This is a genomic window from Mycobacterium stomatepiae (assembly GCF_010731715.1).
GTDB lineage: Bacteria > Actinomycetota > Actinomycetes > Mycobacteriales > Mycobacteriaceae > Mycobacterium > Mycobacterium stomatepiae.
On record NZ_AP022587.1, the window covers coordinates 2,716,455 to 2,732,866 of the forward strand.

Sequence of the window (16,412 nt, forward strand, 5' to 3'; positions counted from 1 at the left end):
TCATCGGGCCGGGCTCGGCGGAAGCTTCAGCACCCGGTTGTTGCCCGCGTCGGCGACATAGACATTCCCGGCGGTGTCGGCCGCGACGCCATCGGGATGGTTAAGGTCGTTGAACGGCAACGTGATTGACGCGTTCGAGGCATGAACCAACTGCACGACGCGATTGTCGCCGGTGTTGGTCACGTACACGTTGCCGGCGGTGTCGACCGCCACGTAATCCGGACGACCGATCACGTAGGGCAGGACAGTATCGACGGTCGCGGTCCGGGGCAGTTTCAGCACCCGCTCGTTCTCCCGATCGATGACGAAGACGGCACGGTCGCCGCCCACCGCCACCGCCGAGGGGCCGTCTAAGCCCCTGAACGGCAGCTCGGTCTGCTCGGTCGAATGCGCGAGCAGCTCCAGCACCCGGTTGCGCGCGGCGTCCGTGACAAAGACGACGCGGTCGGCGCGGGGGTCGCGCGAATTGAGTGCCACACCCGAGGGGTCCCCGAGGCCGCTGAACGGCAGCGCGGTCGGGTTGCTCGGCCCGGCCCTCAGCTCCAGCACCCGGTGATGCGCGGGCTCGGTGACCACTAGGTCACCCGCGTCGTCGACCGCTATGTCGTCGGGATGGTCCAGGCCGGTGAATGCCACGGTCTGGCTGGTCGACCCCGCGGCCAGCTCCAGCACCCGGCCGTTGCCGCTGTCGACGACGTAGACATCGCCTTTCGAGTCGACCGCTATGCCCGACGGTCGGTTGAGGCCGGTGAGCGGCAGCACGATCTGACCTCGCGCTTGCACCGAATGGAACGGGAAATGGTTGGTGAGCCACAAGGACATGGTGACGGCGATTACCGAAATCGCCGCGGCCGCAGCGATCGTCAGAGCTCGGGCGCGGCGACGCTGGCGTGGTGGGGCGTGCGGTGGCGACGGGGTCGCGGGTCCGGTGTCCTGCACCGCGATGGCGGCGGGGACGTCGGTGAGTGCGGTGCGGGCCGCCGCGGCCAGTTCCTTTGCCGACTGGTAGCGGTCATCGGGTTCCTTGGCCATGCCACGTGCGATCACGGCGTCGAAGCCGACGGGTATCTCGGGGTCGAGGCTGCTGGGTTTCGGAGGCTCTGCCGTGCGATGGGCGGCGGCCAAGCCCTCCACCCCGCCACCGCTGAACGGCAGCCGCCCGGTGAGGCACTCGTAAAGCACGACGGTCAGTGCGTACACATCGCCGCGAGCGTCGGCGGTAGTCGCGGCGTTGAAGCGCTCCGGGGCCATATACGCCGGACTTCCCGGGCAGACGTTGGTCAGGGTAAAGCGAGTGGCGCTGGCCTCGTGCACGAGCTCGAAGTCGATCAAATACACAAAGTCTTCGCCGACCATCAGCAGATTCGACGACTTCACATCGCGGTGCACCAGCCCGGACTTGTGCAGAGCGTCCAGCGCCCCGGCAACCTGTTCGACAACGCGGACCGCCTTCTGCGGCCGCAGCGGTCCATCCCCGCGCAGCACCTTCGTCAGATCGACACCGTCGATGATCGGCATCACCAGATACAGGCGCCCATCGATCTCCCCGGTCTCGTAGATCGGGATGATGTTCGGGTTGGCCAGTCGGCCCGCCGCATAGGCTTCCCGGCGAAACCTCTGCTGAAAGCCGGGCTCGGCAGCAAGTTCCGGCTGCAGCAACTTGACCGCCACATCCCGGCCCAACGCGGTGTCGTGAGCCCGATATACCGCGCCCATGCTGCCCTGACCGAGCTTTTCGAACAGCCGATAGCGACCGAACTCCACTTCTTTTGTCGATGTCGACACCACGATCGAAGCGGTCGCGGCGGGTATGACTGCCTCGTGCGCGGCGATGGCCAACTCGCGGGCCGTTTGATAACGGTCATCGGGGTCTTTGGCCATCCCACGGGCAATCACCTCGTCGAATTCCACCGGAATTCCCGCGTCGATGTCGGTGGGCTTGGGCGGCCCGTGCTCTCCGACAGTGGCGGGTTCAGAGGCAGGGTGACCGGTCAGACACTCGTAGAGCACGGAGGTCAACGCGTAGATGTCAGTGCGGGGATCGACGGCATCGGTGCCGATCGGGCCATCGGGCGTCATGTGGGCGACGGCCCCGAAATCGATCAGGTACACGAACGCGCCGCCCACCAGCAAGTTCGACGGCTTCACATCGCCGTGCACCAGCCCAGCTACGTGGGCGGATTCCAGCGCCGCGGCGGCCTGCACGATTACCCGCGCGGCCACCATCGGGTGCAGTGGCCCGTCGCGGCGGAGCAAATCCGCCAGACTGATGCCGTCGGCCAGCAAGGGCATCGTCAGATAGAGCCGCCCGTCGATCTCACCGGCCTCGTAGACCGGGATGATGTTCGGATTGTTCAGCTGGGCCGCAATGGAGATCTCACGCCGAAACCGCTCCCGGTGGCCGGGCATGGCGGCCAACTCCGCCGAAAGCACCTTGATGGCGACGTCGCGATTCATCGTCGTGTCGCGGGCGTGATACACCGCGCCCGTGCCGCCCTGGCGAAGCAACTCGAGCAGGCGGTAGCGCCCGAAAACCTCGCCTTCCACCTCGTCCACTGCGAAGCCTCCTAGCGCACGAAGTGGTGCCTGGATGCTACCAACGCATGCGGCGTCCATCGAGCGCAAACCTCTAGCTCAGGCCCGCGATCCCCGGCTGCGCGTCAGTCCCCGCGCGCCAGCACGTTTCCGCCGTAGGCCGCGACCAGATCGTCGCCCACGGTCCGCCACAAGGCGTGGTCGATGCAGAGCTGGCTGGCGGTGAGCGCCAGGCGGTCGGGTTCGCCCGGCAGCAGCGAAGCCGCGAACAACCGGCCGGTGTGCATGTCGAAGCTGGCCAAATGCCGCGCGACGACGTCGGTGATGTTTACGCCCGGGGGCTCCACTCCCCACGCCCAGCCGCCGCCCGGACGCGTCATCCAGATCTTCAATTTCGACTCGAACACGGTGCCGAGGTCCGGGTGAGCAGCGAAAACCGCGTCGACCGCGGCGCGCACCCGCGCCTGGTCCAGCCGCCGTTCGGCGACTAGCACCACTGTGTGGGTAGCGGGCTCGATGTCTTCCAGGCGGGGCGGCTCGTCGAAGAAGCAGTAAGTCATCGCCACAGACTTGCCGGGGATCCTTAATGGATTCTTGGGAAATTCTTGGGATCAAGATCACCTCGGTCGGTCACACTTGGCAGAGCTGCGTCGTCTTCAGCGGTATGACACAGAAAACACGGATCGCGCCCCTACCACCCAAGAGCGCCGGCCTGATGACCCGCGCCATGTACCGGATCGCCAAGCGCCGCTACGGCCAGGTTCCCGAACCGTTCGCGGTGGCCGCGCATCATCGGCGGCTGATGATCGCCGGTGCCGTGCACGAAACGTTGATCGACCGGGCGTCGCGCACGCTGCCGGTCAGCGTGCGCGAGCTTGCCGTGTACTGGACCGCCCGCGCGATCGGCTGCGCGTGGTGCGTCGACTTCGGGTCCATGCTGCAGCGCCTCGACGGCCTGGACATCAAGCGGCTCAAGGAGATCGACGACTACGCCACCTCGACGGCGTTCACCGACGACGAGCGCGCCGCGATCGCCTACGCCGGCGCGATCACCACCGACCCGCACACCGTCACCGACGAACAGGTGGCCGACCTGCGGGCCCGTTTCGGCGACGCCGGGGTGATCGAGTTGACCTATCAGATCGGGGCGGAGAACATGCGGGCCCGGATGAACTCCGCGCTGGGCATCACCGAGCAGGGCTTCAATTCCGGTGACAGCTGCCGCATTCCGTGGGCTACCGAAGACGCAGCGGGGACCCGGTGAACTTGTCGGGGTTGGCGATATCCCATAGCGCGCAAACCTTTCCGTCGCGCACCGTGATCGCCGTGATTCGGGGCAACATCTCCCGATAGCCGTCGCCGCCGGGGCAGCCCGGTGTGTACATCCCCAGCTCGCCATTGATCAGCCCGAACTGGTGGACGCTGTACATCGCCGGTCCGTAACGCTGCGCCAGACCCTGAATGAACCGGACCACCTTGTCCGCCCCGCGGATGACATGGATTGCCGTGGGCGCCTTGCCATTCGAATCGCCGATGAACGTCACGTCCGGATGTAACAGCGACACCACCGTTTCCAGGTCGCCCTCGGCCATCGCCGCCAGCAGCTTGCCGACCACCTCGGCATGCGACGGATCGGGTTCCGGCGGCGGCTGGCTCGCGACGGCCTTGCGGGCCCGCGACGCCAGCTGCCGGGCCGCGGGCTCGCTGGTGCCCAGTACCTCGGCCACTTCCGAGAACGGCATCGAGAATCCGTCGTGCAACACGAACGCGACCCGCTGATCCGGGGACAGCCGCTCCAGCACCACCATCGCCGCGAACCGGGCATCCTCGCGGGCCACCACGGCCGACAGCGGATCGGCCCCGTCGAAGCCGGTCACCACCGGCTCGGGCAGCCAGGTGCCGGTGTAGGTCTCCCGGCGGTGTGCGGCCGACCGCAACCGGTCCAGCCCCAGCCGGCTCACCACGGTGGTCAGCCAGGCGCGCAGGTCGGCGATCGTCCCATCTTGCTTGTCCCACCGCAGCCAGGCTTCCTGGACGATGTCTTCCGCGTCGGCCACGGTGTCCGTCACCCGGTAGGCCACCGCCATCAGATGCGGTCGCAGCGCCTCGAAATCGGTGACCTGCGTCGCGGTCATGTCCCGAGCCTATTCGCATCCTGACCAGAACTGTGCGCGCATTGGCTAATGCCTGGACGGTCTTCGACGCGACAGTGAAGGTGGAGGAAACGAGTCGAGTACCCAAGGGGAATCATGACGGGACGTTTGGAAGGCAAGGTCGCATTCATCACGGGTGCCGCGCGCGGGCAGGGCCGCGCGCACGCCGTGCGGTTCGCCGAAGAGGGCGCTGACATCATCGCCGTGGACATCTGCCGCCAGATCGACACCGTCGCCTACCCGCTGGGCTGCCCGGAGGATCTGGACGAAACGGTGAACCTGGTGGAGAAGACCGGGCGCAGCATTGTCGCCGAGCAGGCCGACGTCCGTGACTTCGCCCGTCTCGAGTCGGTCCTGGCCAACGGGGTGGGCGAGCTCGGCCGCCTCGACTTCGTCCTTGCCAACGCCGGCGTGGGGCCGGGCATCGGCCTCGCCGAGCCGACGGTGACTTCGTACCTCGATGCGATCGACATCATGCTCAACGGCGTCTACGGCACGATCGAGGCGGCGCTGCCCCATCTGCTCGCGCACGACGACGGCGGAGCGATCGTCATCACCAGCTCGGCGGCCGGATTCAAATCCGTCTCGCGCGATTTCGACACCCGCAACCCGGGCCTGGCCGGCTACACCGCGGCCAAGCACGGCGTCATCGGGTTGATGCGCTATTACGCCACCACCTTGGCGGAGAAGGAGATTCGAGTGAACTCCGTGCACCCGACCGGGGTGGGGACACCGATGATTACGAACGAGATAATGGACGACTACATGGCGAAGCACCCGACATTGGGTGCGGCCTTCACCAATCTGCTGCCCGTCTCGGTGATCGACGCCGAGGATGTCTCGGAGGCAATGCTCTACCTGTGCGCCAAGTCCGGCCGCTACATCACCGGCACGACGCTGTCGGTGGATGCCGGAATATTGCTCAAGTGATCGCCGGCCGCCGCGTTACGCTCACGGCACGATGACTGACAACCTGTGGCTGCACTTCGCCCGACACGGCGCCGGAATCACGCCGCCGATCATCACTCGCGGTGAGGGCGTCACGATCTACGACGACCGCGGCAAGAGCTACCTGGACGGACTGTCCGGCCTCTTCACCGTCCAGGTCGGCCACGGCCGCACCGAACTGGCCGAGGTCGCGGCCCGGCAAGCGAGCACGCTGGCGGTCTTCCCGCTATGGGGCTACGCCACCCCGACCGCGATCGAGCTGGCCGAGCGCCTGGCGCAGTACGCCCCGGGCGACCTGAACCGGGTCTTCTTCACCACCGGAGGCACCGAGGCCGTCGAGTCCGCGTGGAAAGTGGCCAAGCAGTATTTCAAGCTCACCGGCAAACCCGGGAAGCACAAGGTGATTTCGCGTGCGATCGCCTACCACGGCACCACCCAGGGTGCGCTGGCGATCACCGGGCTGCCGCGCTTCAAGGCGCCGTTCGAACCGGTCACGCCGGGCCGCTTCCGGGTGCCCAACACGAACTTCTACCGCGCCCCCGAACCGTTCCAGAACGACGCAAAAGCCTTCGGGCAGTGGGCAGCCGACCGGGTCGCCGAGGCGATCGAGTTCGAGGGGCCCGAGACCGTGGCGGCAGTGTTCCTGGAACCCGTGCAGAACGCCGGCGGCAGCATCCCCGCTCCCCCAGGCTATTTCGAGCGCGTCCGGGAGATCTGCGACGCCTACGACGTGCTGCTGGTCTCCGACGAGGTGATCTGCGCGTTCGGCCGGATCGGCTCGATGTTCGCCTGCTGCGACATGGGCTATGTGCCCGACATCATCACCTGCGCGAAGGGCATGACGTCGGGCTACTCGCCGATCGGCGCGATGATCGCCAGCGACCGGTTGTTCGAGCCGTTCAACGACGGCGAAATGATGTTCCCGCACGGGTATACCTTTGGCGGCCACCCGGTTTCGGCCGCCGTCGGGCTGGCCAACCTCGACATCTTCGAGCGCGAGGGTCTCAACGACCACGTCAAGACCAACGCGCCCGTCTTCCGCGCCACCCTGGAGAAGCTGAACGACCTGCCGATCGTCGGCGACGTCCGCGGCGAAGGCTTCTTCTACGGCGTCGAGCTGGTCAAGGACAAGGCGACCAAGCAGACCTTCACCGACACCGAGCGCCGGGCGCTGCTGGGTCACGTGGGCTCGGCGCTGTTCGAGGCCGGGTTGTATTGCCGCACCGACGATCGCGGCGATTCCGTTGTCCAGCTGGCGCCGCCGCTGATCAGCGGTCAGGCCGAGTTCGACACGATCGAATCGATTCTGCGCGGCGTGCTCAGCGAGGCTTGGAAGCGGTTCTAGACCCGGCGAAGCCGGGGCGCACAGGCCGCGACCTCAACGACCCACCGCGGCTCTAGCGGTACCGGTGGCCATCACCAGCTGGCGGGCGTGGGCCGCACTCGGGTTGCTCACGAACCGCGACAGCGAGTTGCACAACCAGGCGAGCGCGGACCGCGCCTCGGGATCGACCGTGGCGTCGCGATGCAGCTGCAGCTCGGCCAGCACCTCGTCCAGTCCGGTACGCCGCACCTGGGTCGACTTCTCCACCTGCTTGAGCAGCTGTTCCAGCGAGCGCGGCGAGGCGCCAGGCCCAGAGCCGTCTCGGCGCCGCCACTTTGACCACAATCGCTCGCTTGGAATGGCACACCCTTTTCGACGTCGACGGCTGCTGGCTCCTCACAGCGTAGTGCGTCGACCCGGGCGCCGCCCCGCGGATGAACTTGTCACATACGCCTCAGCAGTCACAGCGCGGCTCCCGCGGATCGGGCGCCCGATCGCCTAGTCTGCACACCAATGTCCCGCTCAAGAACTCTCGTACGTTCCGCATCCTGCCTGGCAGCAGCCGTTTTTATGATGGCCGCCCCGGCCGGCGCGGGAATGCCGGCCGCCCTCGCGGAGCCCAGCCCCGGCCCCAACGCCGGAGCGCCGAACTGCCCGTACAAGGTGAACACCCCGCCGGCGGTGGACTCGTCCGAAGTGCCGCAGGCCGGCGACCCGCCGATCCCGCTGGCGGTGCCCGCCAAGCCGGTCGGCGGCGAAGCGCTGAGCAGCTGCGGCATCGTCGCGGCGCCGGATACCCCCGCGCTGCCGACCGACGTCTCCGCCGATGCTTGGCTGGTCGCGGATCTGGACAGCGGCGCGGTGATCGCGGCCAAGGATCCGCACGCCCGTCACCGCCCGGCCAGCATCATCAAGGTCCTGGTCGCGATGGCGTCGCTCAACGCGCTGCCGCTCAACAAGTCCGTGACCGGGACGGCCGATGACGCTTCGGCCGAGGGCACCAAGGTCGGCGTGGACGACGGCGGCGTCTACACCGTCAACCAACTGCTGCACGGCCTGCTGATGCACTCCGGTAACGACGCCGCGCACGCGCTGGCCATGCAGCTGGGCGGGATGCAGCAGGCGGTGGAGAAGATCAACGTGCTGGCCGCCAAGCTCGGCGGCCAGGACACCCGGGTGGCGACACCGTCCGGACTCGACGGACCCGGCATGAGCACCTCGGCCTACGACATCGGCCTGTTCTACCGATACGCCTGGCAGAACCCGACTTTCGCCGATATCGTCGCCACCCGGACATTCGACTTCCCCGGCCACGGCGACCACCCCGGCTACGAGCTGGAAAACGACAACCAGTTGCTCTACAAATATCCGGGCGCGCTGGGCGGCAAGACCGGCTACACCGACGACGCCGGCCAGACGTTTGTGGGCGCCGCGAACCACGACGGCCGGCGGCTGGTGGCGATATTGCTGCACGGCACCCGGCAGCCGATCGCGCCCTGGGAGCAGGCGGCACACCTGCTGGACTACGGCTTCGCCACCGCACAGGGCACCCAGGTCGGCGCGCTGATCGCCCCCGACCCGTCGCTGGCGCCCAAGCAGGACCCCGCCGCGGACCGGCACGGCAACGGCGCCCAGGCCGCGGGATTGCTGCCGTCGGCCGACGCGTTGCCGGTGCGGGTGGGGGTGGGCATCATCGGAGCCATCGTCGTGTTCTCGCTGATCATGGTCGCGCGTTCGATGAACCGCCGGACCATATAACGATTAGCGGGAAAGTCTCGATGCTTTAGCGCATCGGCGGTAGCGTCTATCTCGCTAACGCAGCCAAACGGGGTAAAGATGATTTCGATTACCCGAGTCGTGAAGCGAATGTTGTTGCCGTTCGCCGCCATCCCCGTCGCCGCGAATTCAGGCCCGCCATTTATGCCCCGGATGATCGCCCGCTTTGCGGTACTGATCATTCTGTTATGGGTGGGACTGACCGCCGTAGTGAATCTCGCCATCCCCCAGCTGGAAGTGGTCGGCAAAGCACACTCGGTGTCGTTGAGCCCGAAAGACGCGACCGCGGTCCAGGCGATCAAACACGTGGGTCAGGTATTCCATGAGTTTGAATCCAACAGCTCGGTGACGATCGTGCTGGAAGGAGACAAGCCACTCGGTAGCGATGCGCACCGCTTCTACGACGAGCTGATGCGCAAGCTTTCGGCGGCACCCAGCACATCGCGCACATCCAGGACTTCTGGAGTGACCCGCTGACGGCGGCGGGATCGCAAAGCGTGGACGACAAGGCCGCCTACGTCGTGGTGTTCCTCGTCGGCGACAACGAAACACAGGCCTATAACTCGGTCCACGCCGTGCAGCACATCATGAACAACACCCCGGCGCCGCCCGGGGTCAAGGCGTATATCACTGGCCCGTAGGCGCTGATCGCCGACCAAACCGAGGCCGGCGACAAGAGCGTCGCGAAGGTCACCCTGATCACCAGCGTGGTGATCGCGGCGATGTTGCTGTTCATCTACCGGTCCGTCGTGACCATGATCCTCGTCCTCGTTCTGGTCGGGATCGAACTCGGGGCGATCCGCGGAACCGTCGCAATTCTCGCTTACCACAACGCTTTTGGTCTTTCGACGTTCGCGACAAACCTGGTCACCCTGCTCGCTATCGCCGCCAGCACGGACTACGCGATATTCATGCTCGGCCGTTACCATGAGGCCCGCTACGCCGGTGAAGACACTGAAACCGCCTTCTACACAATGTTTCGCGGGACCGCGCATGTGATTCTGGGCTCGGGCTTGACCATCGCCGGCGCCATGTATTGCCTGAGCCTTGCCCGGCTTCCGTATTTCAGGACGCTCGGCGCTCCCTGTGCCATCGGCATGTTGGTCGCGGTCCTGGCCGCCCTCACGCTCGGACCGGCGGTGCTGACCGTGGCCAGCTTCTTCAAGCTGTTCGAACCCAAGCGCAGGATGGCCACTCGCCGCTGGCGCCGGGTGGGAACCGCGATCGTCCGCTGGCCCGTCGCCGTGCTCGCCGCAACGTGCGCGGTCGCGTCCGTTGGCCTGATGGCGTTGCCGAATTACGAGACGACTTACGATTTGCGCAAATTCATGTCCGCCAGCATGCCGTCAATTGTCGGGGATGCGGCCGCGGGTCGACACTTTTCCCAGGCCCGGCTGAACCCCGAGGTGCTGTTGATCGAATCCGATCACGACATGCGCGATCCGGTGGACATGCTGGTACTGGACAAGGCCGCTAAAGCTATCTTTCACACCCCCGGAATCGCACAGGTGAAATCGATAACCCGACCCCTGGGAACGTCCATCAAACACACGTCGATTCCGTTCATCCTCAGCATGCGCGACGTGATGAATGCCGAACAAGTGGAATTCATCAGGGGCCGCGTGGACGACATGGTGGTCCAAGAGCAAGCGATGGACGTGTCGATCGAGACGATGCACCGGATGTACGACCTGATGGGTCAGCTCATTGACACCAACGTCGACATGGACCACCTGACACACGACCTGTCGAATATCACCGACACCATCAGGGACAATCTTGCGGACCTGTCGGATTTCCTCCGTCCGATCGGCAGCTACTTCTACTGGGAAAAACACTGTTTCGATATTCCGATCTGCTGGGCGACCAGATCGATATTCGACACGTTCGACAACGTGGATCAGCTGAGCGACAAGCTCGGGCATTTCGCCAAAGACATGGACGTGCTGATCGGGCTATTGCCGCAGATGCGGGCGCAACTCCTCCCGCTGATCTCCACGATGACGACAATGCGGGGCATGCTGGCCATTTCGCACAGCACCCTTGCGTCTCTGTATCAAGAGCAGGAGATGAACAGCAAAGACCCCGGCGCCATGGGCCGTGTCTTCGACGCGGCCCAGGTTGACGACTCGTTCTATCTGCCGCAGGCCGCCTTCGACAACCCGGGTTTCAAGCGAGTCCTGAGCATGTTCTTGTCGCCGGACGGTAAAGCGGCCCGCTTCATCATCGCCCTGGACGGAGCGCCCGCCACGCCCGAGGGCATCTCCCGCGTCGAGCCGATTCAGCAGGCGGCCAGGGAGGCCATCAAGGGAACCCCGTTGCAGGGCGCCGCGATCTCGATGGGCGGTGTCGCCGCGACGTTCAAAGACCTCCAACAGGGCGCCCTCTACGACCTGCTGATCGCCCTGGTGGCCGCGATCAGTCTCATTCTGATCATCATGATGATCGTCACCCGAAGCCCGGTCGCCGCCGTCGTCATCGTGGGGACGGTGCTGCTCTCGCTGGGCTCCTCTTTTGGCCTCTCCGTGCTCGTGTGGCAAGACCTGCTCGGCGTCGATCTGTACTGGCTGGTGTTGGCGATGTCGGTGATGCTGCTGTTGGCCGTGGGTTCGGATTACAACCTGTTGCTGATCTCCCGACTCAAGGAGGAAATCGGCGCCGGGCTCAACACGGGCATCATCCGCGCGATGGCCGGCACCGGAGGGGTCGTCACGGCGGCCGGCATGGTGTTCACCGTCACCATGTCGCTGTTCGTGTTCAGCGACCTGCAAATCATCGGCCAAATCGGCACCACGATCGGCTTGGGCCTGCTGTTCGACACCCTGATCGTGCGCTCGTTCATGACGCCGTCGATCGCCGCGCTGCTCGGACGCTGGTTCTGGTGGCCGCAACGCGTACGCCCCCGCCCGGCCAGCCGGATGCTCAGGTCGTCGGGACCCCGCCGCCTGGTGCGAGCCCTGCTGCTTCCGCCCTAAGCGGGGGCGGCGCGCCCAGTGACGCTACGGCGGCGGCGACGGCCAGGATCAGGACAATAACGATGGGCCAGATCGTGGAATGGTTTTGCGCGAGGCCGCCAAGCGCGCCACCCAGCGCTGTCGTTTCGATGGCAAGCAGCGTCGAGCAAAAGCCGATCAGCATCGCGCGGTGGGGTTCGGCGGCAACGACGCCGATCCACGCTATCGCCGCGGCGAAGACGGCCAGGGCGGCCACCGTCGCCAGCAAGAACACGGTGCCGTAGGCCCATATGTGAAACCACTGACCGCGGGACTCCGCCGCGATCGACAGCACGCCGGCGGCGGCGCTGAGCACTGCGCTGCCCAGCAACATGCCGCGCAGCCCGAACAGCTGATAGATCTTGCGCCACAGCGCGGAACCGATGACAAGCCCGACCGTGGACAGGAACACCAGCACATGCAACGTGCCGCTCTGGTGCGCGGACCGCAGGGCATAGAAGGTCGTGCCGAGGGTGACCGGGGCGAACAACAGGCACGTGATCACATACCGGCGAAACCACGGCTGGGACCGGGCGACCCCGAAGCCCTGCCGGCAGGTGTCGCGCACGGACATCCTCGGGGCGATCGACGTGGACCGCGCCGGGCCGACGAACAGTGCCGCGAAGCCGGCGGCAGCCAGCCCGAATGCGCCGAGACTCAGCAGATCGCGGTGCAACGCCATCCGGTCGGCGGTGGCCAGCACCGGCACGACGAACAGCGCGGCGATGGTGGCCGCCACCGACGCGATGGCGCCCTGCACCGACAGCAGCTTCAACGCGGACAGCCTGCCGGAGGTGATGTCGGGACAGGCGACGTTGGAGATCGCAACGATGACTCCGCCCCCGGCGCTCGTCAGCAGAAACACCGCCGCAGCGAGCAGGCCATTCCAGCGGATCACCGCGTCACACACGATCAGCGCGGCCCCAGTCGCCGCCATCGCCGCCAGCACCAGGTGGCGCATCTGGCCCACGCGCCGCAGCACCGCCGGAGACAGCGAATTTCCCACGATGGAGCCGACGCCGTAGGCCGGAAACAGGAACGCGGCCAACCAGGTGAGGCCCAGGTGCGCGCAGATGAACGGCAGCACCACGGCGCTATTGCTGAATTGCATCCCGGCCGTGTAGAACGCGCCCTGCGAAGGCAGGCGCGGGAACGGGTTGGTGTGTGCTGAAACCTCCGCCGATAATGCGGCCATGACGTAGACATTATGGGCACTGAGCAGGCAAAACTATCCACCGATCGGATACGGCCAGACGAGTTGTTGTCCCCCGGTTGGGGGAACCGCAGACCCATAGCGCAATTACGGAGCCATATGCCATATAACGATTGGCTGAAACGCTCGATGCTTTAGCTCATTGACGGTAGCGTAACCCGCTAACGCATTGACACATCAAATCGTTTTGCGACCCGGTGACAAAGCACGGGGGTAAAGATGGTTTCGGTTACCCGACTCGTGAAACGAATGTGGTTGCTGCTGGCCGTTATCGCGATCGCCAGCGTCGCGGCGCTCGGAATCTATCGCCTACACAGCATGTTCGGCGTTCATGGGCATCCCGTGGTCAGGGTCAAGGCTGATCTCGATGATCCGGTGTTCGACCCGAAGCGAGTGACCTATGAAGTCTTCGGCCCTGCCGTGGTCGCAAACGGTGTCCACGACGCTGACTTCGGTCACCGTCAACCTTTTGGCGCAAAGCAACGGCAGCGTCATCGGCTGCCGAATCAAGGTGAACGGCGCGACTAAGGACGAGCGATCCGAGACCGGACCGAAAGCCTTGACCTTCTGCCAGGTGAACGCCGGATGAGCCGGGCAGCACGGATCATCCGCCGGTTTGCGGTGCCTATCGTCCTGTTATGGCTGGGGCTCACCGCCATTCTCAATATCGCTATCCCGCAGCTGGAAGTGGTCGGCAAAGCACACTCGGTTTTGATGAGCCCCAAGGGCGGTGCATCGGTGCAGGCGCTCAAGCGGGTGGGACAGGTATTCGGCGAATCCGGTTCCGACAACGCGGCGACGATCGTGCTGGAAAGCGACAAACCTCTCGGCGACGACGCTCACCGTTTCTATAGCGAACTGGTGCGGCGGCTTTCGGCCGACACCCAGCACGTCGCGCACATCCAGGACTTCTGGAGTGACCCGCTGACCGCCGGGGGATCGCAAAGTGCGGACGATAAGGCGGCCTACGCGGTGGTCTACCTCGCCGGCAAGACCGAAACTGCGGCATACAACTCGGTTTACGCCGTGCGGCATATCGTGGACACCACTCCGGCGCCGCGCGGGCTCAAGGCGTACGTGACCGGCTCGATGGGGTTGATCGCCGACCAATCCGAGGCCGGCGACAAAAGCATCGAAAGGGTCACCCTGATTACCGGGGTGGTGATCGCGGCGATGTTGCTGTTTATCTACCGCTCCGTCGTGACCATGGTCCTCGTCGTCGTCCTGGTCGGGATCGAGCTGGGGGCAATTCGCGGAGTCGTCAGTTTTCTGGTCGATCACGGCGTTTTCGGCCTCTCGACCTTCGCGGTCAACCTGCTCACCCTGCTGGCCATTGCCGCCAGCACGGACTACGCGATATTCATGCTCGGCCGCTACCACGAGGCCCGTTACGCGGGTAAGGACCGAGAAGCCGCATTCTTTGCCATGTTTCACGGCACCGCCCATGTGATTCTGGGCTCCGGGTTGACCATCGCCGGCGCCATGTATTGCCTCAGTTTTGCCCGACTGCCGTACTTCAAGTCGATGGGCCCGCCGTGCGCGGTGGGCATGTTGGTCGCGGTCCTCGCCGCGCTCACGCTCGGCCCGGCGGTGCTGACCATCGCCAGCCTCTTCAAGTTGTTCGAACCCAAACGGAGGATGGCTACTCGACGCTGGCGCCGGGTGGGAACCGCGATCGTGCGCTGGCCCGGCCCGGTGCTCGCGGCGACCTGCGCGGTGGCCTTCGTCGGGCTGTTGGCCTTGCCGAATTACCGGACGACCTACGATCTGCGCAGGTTTGTGCCGGCCAGCATGCCGGCCGTAGTCGGGGATGCGGCCGCGGGTCGACACTTTTCGCAGTCCTGGCTCAACCCCGATGTGCTATTGCTCGAGACCGATCACGATATGCGTACGCCCGTCGACATGTTGATCCTGGACAAGGTCGCAAAAGCCATCTTCCACAGCCCCGGAATCTCGCAGGTGAAATCGATAACCCGGCCCCTGGGGACGCCCCTCAAACACACGCCGATTCCGTTCATCATGAGCATGCAGGGTGTCGGCCAGGCCGAAAACATGCAATTCATGAAGGACCGCCTGGACGACATGCTGATTCAGGTGCAGGCGATGACTGTCTCGATCGACACGATGAAGCACATGTATCAACTCATGGGCGAAATCGTCGACAACACCGTCGACATGGATCACCTCACGCATGACATGTCGAGCACCACCGACACCATCAGAGATCACCTCGCGGACCTGTCGGATTTCCTTCGTCCGGTTGGCAGTTACTTCTACTGGGAAAAGCACTGTTTCGATATCCCCGCCTGCTGGGCGGTGCGGTCGATATTCGAAACGTTTGACAACATCGATCAGCTCAGCGAGAAATTGGAATCGCTCGTCAAGGATATGGATGTCCTCATCCGGCTCTTACCCGAGATGCGAGCGCAAATGCTACCGATGATTTCGACGATGACCATCATGCGCGACATGATGGTCGTCTGGCACGGCACGCTGTTGTCGTTCTACAAAGAGCAGGAGATGAATACCAAAGACCCCGGCGCCATGGGTCGGGTGTTCGACGCCGCTCAGGTTGACGATTCGTTCTATCTGCCGCAGTCGGCTTTTGAAAATCCGGATTTCAAGCGGGGCCTGAAGATGTTCTTGTCTCCGGATGGCAAAGCGGCCCGCTTCATCATTGCGCTGGACGGAGATCCGTCGACGCCCGAGGGCATCTCCCGCGTCGAGCCGATCCAGCTGGCGGCCAAGGAGGCCATCAAGGGAACCCCGTTGCAGGGCGCCGCGATCTCGATGGGCGGCACCGCGTCGACGTACCGGGACATTCAAGAGGGCGCCTTCTACGACCTGCTGATCGCCGGAGTCGCCGCGATCAGTCTCATCTGATCATCATGATGATCGTCACCCGAAGCGTAATCGCCGCCGCCGTCATCGTCGGGACCGTGCTGGTTTCCTTGGGCTCCTCGTTCGGCCTGTCCGTTCTGCTCTGGCAGGACATTCTCGGCATCGACTTGTACTGGCTGGTGCTGGCGATGTCGGTGATCCTGCTCTTGGCCGTGGGGTCGGATTACAACCTGTTGCTGATCTCCCGACTCAAGGAGGAAATCGGCGCCGGACTGAACACGGGCATCATTCGCGCGATGGCCGGCACCGGAGGGGTCGTCACGGCGGCCGGCATGGTGTTCACCGTCACCATGTCGCTGTTCGTGTTCAGCGACCTGCAAATCATCGGCCAAATCGGCACCACGATCGGCTTGGGCCTGCTGTTCGACACCCTGATCGTGCGCTCGTTCATGACGCCGTCGATCGCCGCGTTACTCGGCCGCTGGTTCTGGTGGCCGCAACGCGTACGCCCCCGCCCGGCCAGCCGGATGCTCAGGTCGTCGGGACCCCGCCGCCTGGTGCGAGCCCTGCTGCTGCCGCCCGCCGAGAAACCGGCGGAGATAGCGCGGCCCTAGACGGCCTGCAGGGCC

General features: G+C 65.1%; 8 protein-coding genes and 4 pseudogenes. 7 read left to right on the plus strand and 5 right to left on the minus strand.

Annotated features, from left to right (window positions below):
• Together G6N54_RS12745 and G6N54_RS12750 are read right to left on the minus strand one after the other, a co-directional pair.
• On the minus strand, positions 1-2,556 hold the full coding sequence (locus tag G6N54_RS12745) for a serine/threonine-protein kinase PknD (protein ID WP_163790462.1): 2,556 nt from the start codon (positions 2,554-2,556) through the stop codon (positions 1-3).
• Positions 2,557-2,660: 104 nt separating this feature from the next.
• Positions 2,661-3,095, minus strand: a complete 435-nt coding sequence (locus tag G6N54_RS12750) for a condensation domain-containing protein (protein WP_163790463.1) — start codon at positions 3,093-3,095, stop codon at positions 2,661-2,663.
• A gap of 70 nt (positions 3,096-3,165) precedes the next feature.
• Between G6N54_RS12750 and G6N54_RS12755 the strand changes: the two are divergent.
• Positions 3,166-3,799, plus strand: a pseudogene (locus G6N54_RS12755) (carboxymuconolactone decarboxylase family protein); the annotation flags it as partial.
• On the opposite strand, the gene G6N54_RS12760 reads toward G6N54_RS12755, so the two are convergent.
• The gene (locus G6N54_RS12760; protein WP_163790464.1) at positions 3,771-4,670 is read right to left on the minus strand and encodes a sigma-70 family RNA polymerase sigma factor; all 900 of its coding nucleotides are present in this window, start codon (positions 4,668-4,670) and stop codon (positions 3,771-3,773) included. The pseudogene G6N54_RS12755 and the gene G6N54_RS12760 overlap by 29 nt on opposite strands.
• Positions 4,671-4,784: 114 nt before the next feature.
• Here G6N54_RS12760 and G6N54_RS12765 point away from each other — a divergent pair, with 114 nt between their 5' ends.
• Positions 4,785-5,618 (plus strand): mycofactocin-coupled SDR family oxidoreductase, encoded by an 834-nt coding sequence (locus G6N54_RS12765; RefSeq protein ID WP_163790465.1) that lies wholly within the window; start codon positions 4,785-4,787, stop codon positions 5,616-5,618.
• A 31-nt stretch (positions 5,619-5,649) separates the two neighbouring features.
• Entirely contained in the window at positions 5,650-6,981 is a 1,332-nt protein-coding gene (locus tag G6N54_RS12770; RefSeq protein ID WP_163790466.1) for an aspartate aminotransferase family protein, read from the plus strand.
• A 33-nt stretch (positions 6,982-7,014) separates the two neighbouring features.
• On the opposite strand, the gene G6N54_RS12775 is transcribed toward G6N54_RS12770, so the two are convergent.
• Positions 7,015-7,248 carry a hypothetical protein gene (locus tag G6N54_RS12775; RefSeq protein ID WP_179969233.1) on the minus strand — a complete coding sequence of 78 codons (234 nt, stop codon included), beginning with the start codon at positions 7,246-7,248 and terminating at the stop codon, positions 7,015-7,017.
• Positions 7,249-7,473: 225 nt separating this feature from the next.
• Here G6N54_RS12775 and G6N54_RS12780 point away from each other — a divergent pair, with 225 nt between their 5' ends.
• The gene (locus G6N54_RS12780; RefSeq protein ID WP_163790468.1) at positions 7,474-8,718 is read left to right on the plus strand and encodes a D-alanyl-D-alanine carboxypeptidase family protein; all 1,245 of its coding nucleotides are present in this window, start codon (positions 7,474-7,476) and stop codon (positions 8,716-8,718) included.
• A gap of 108 nt (positions 8,719-8,826) precedes the next feature.
• Positions 8,827-11,711 (plus strand): annotated as a pseudogene (locus G6N54_RS12785) (MMPL/RND family transporter).
• On the opposite strand, the gene G6N54_RS12790 reads toward G6N54_RS12785, so the two are convergent.
• Positions 11,659-12,924, minus strand: coding sequence for an MFS transporter (locus G6N54_RS12790; protein ID WP_163790469.1), 1,266 nt, complete (start codon positions 12,922-12,924; stop codon positions 11,659-11,661). The pseudogene G6N54_RS12785 and the gene G6N54_RS12790 sit on opposite strands and share 53 nt — an antisense overlap.
• Positions 12,925-13,161: 237 nt before the next feature.
• On the opposite strand from G6N54_RS12790, the pseudogene G6N54_RS12795 reads away from it, so the two are divergent.
• Together G6N54_RS12795 and G6N54_RS12800 are read left to right on the plus strand one after the other, a co-directional pair.
• Positions 13,162-13,531: pseudogene (locus G6N54_RS12795) on the plus strand (MmpS family transport accessory protein).
• A pseudogene (locus G6N54_RS12800) lies at positions 13,528-16,397 on the plus strand (MMPL/RND family transporter). The pseudogenes G6N54_RS12795 and G6N54_RS12800 overlap by 4 nt, the downstream one beginning before the upstream one ends.
• Positions 16,398-16,412: the final 15 nt, after the last annotated feature.

Bases quoted from the DNA above. Each gene is read 5' to 3' on its own strand.
- G6N54_RS12790 (WP_163790469.1), bottom strand. From the start codon at position 12,924: ATGGCCGCATTATCGGCGGAGGTTTCAGCACACACCAACCCGTTCCCG.
- G6N54_RS12760 (WP_163790464.1), bottom strand. From the start codon at position 4,670: ATGACCGCGACGCAGGTCACCGATTTCGAGGCGCTGCGACCGCATCTG.
- G6N54_RS12770 (WP_163790466.1), top strand. From the start codon at position 5,650: ATGACTGACAACCTGTGGCTGCACTTCGCCCGACACGGCGCCGGAATC.
- G6N54_RS12750 (WP_163790463.1), bottom strand. From the start codon at position 3,095: ATGACTTACTGCTTCTTCGACGAGCCGCCCCGCCTGGAAGACATCGAG.
- G6N54_RS12780 (WP_163790468.1), top strand. From the start codon at position 7,474: ATGTCCCGCTCAAGAACTCTCGTACGTTCCGCATCCTGCCTGGCAGCA.
- G6N54_RS12765 (WP_163790465.1), top strand. From the start codon at position 4,785: ATGACGGGACGTTTGGAAGGCAAGGTCGCATTCATCACGGGTGCCGCG.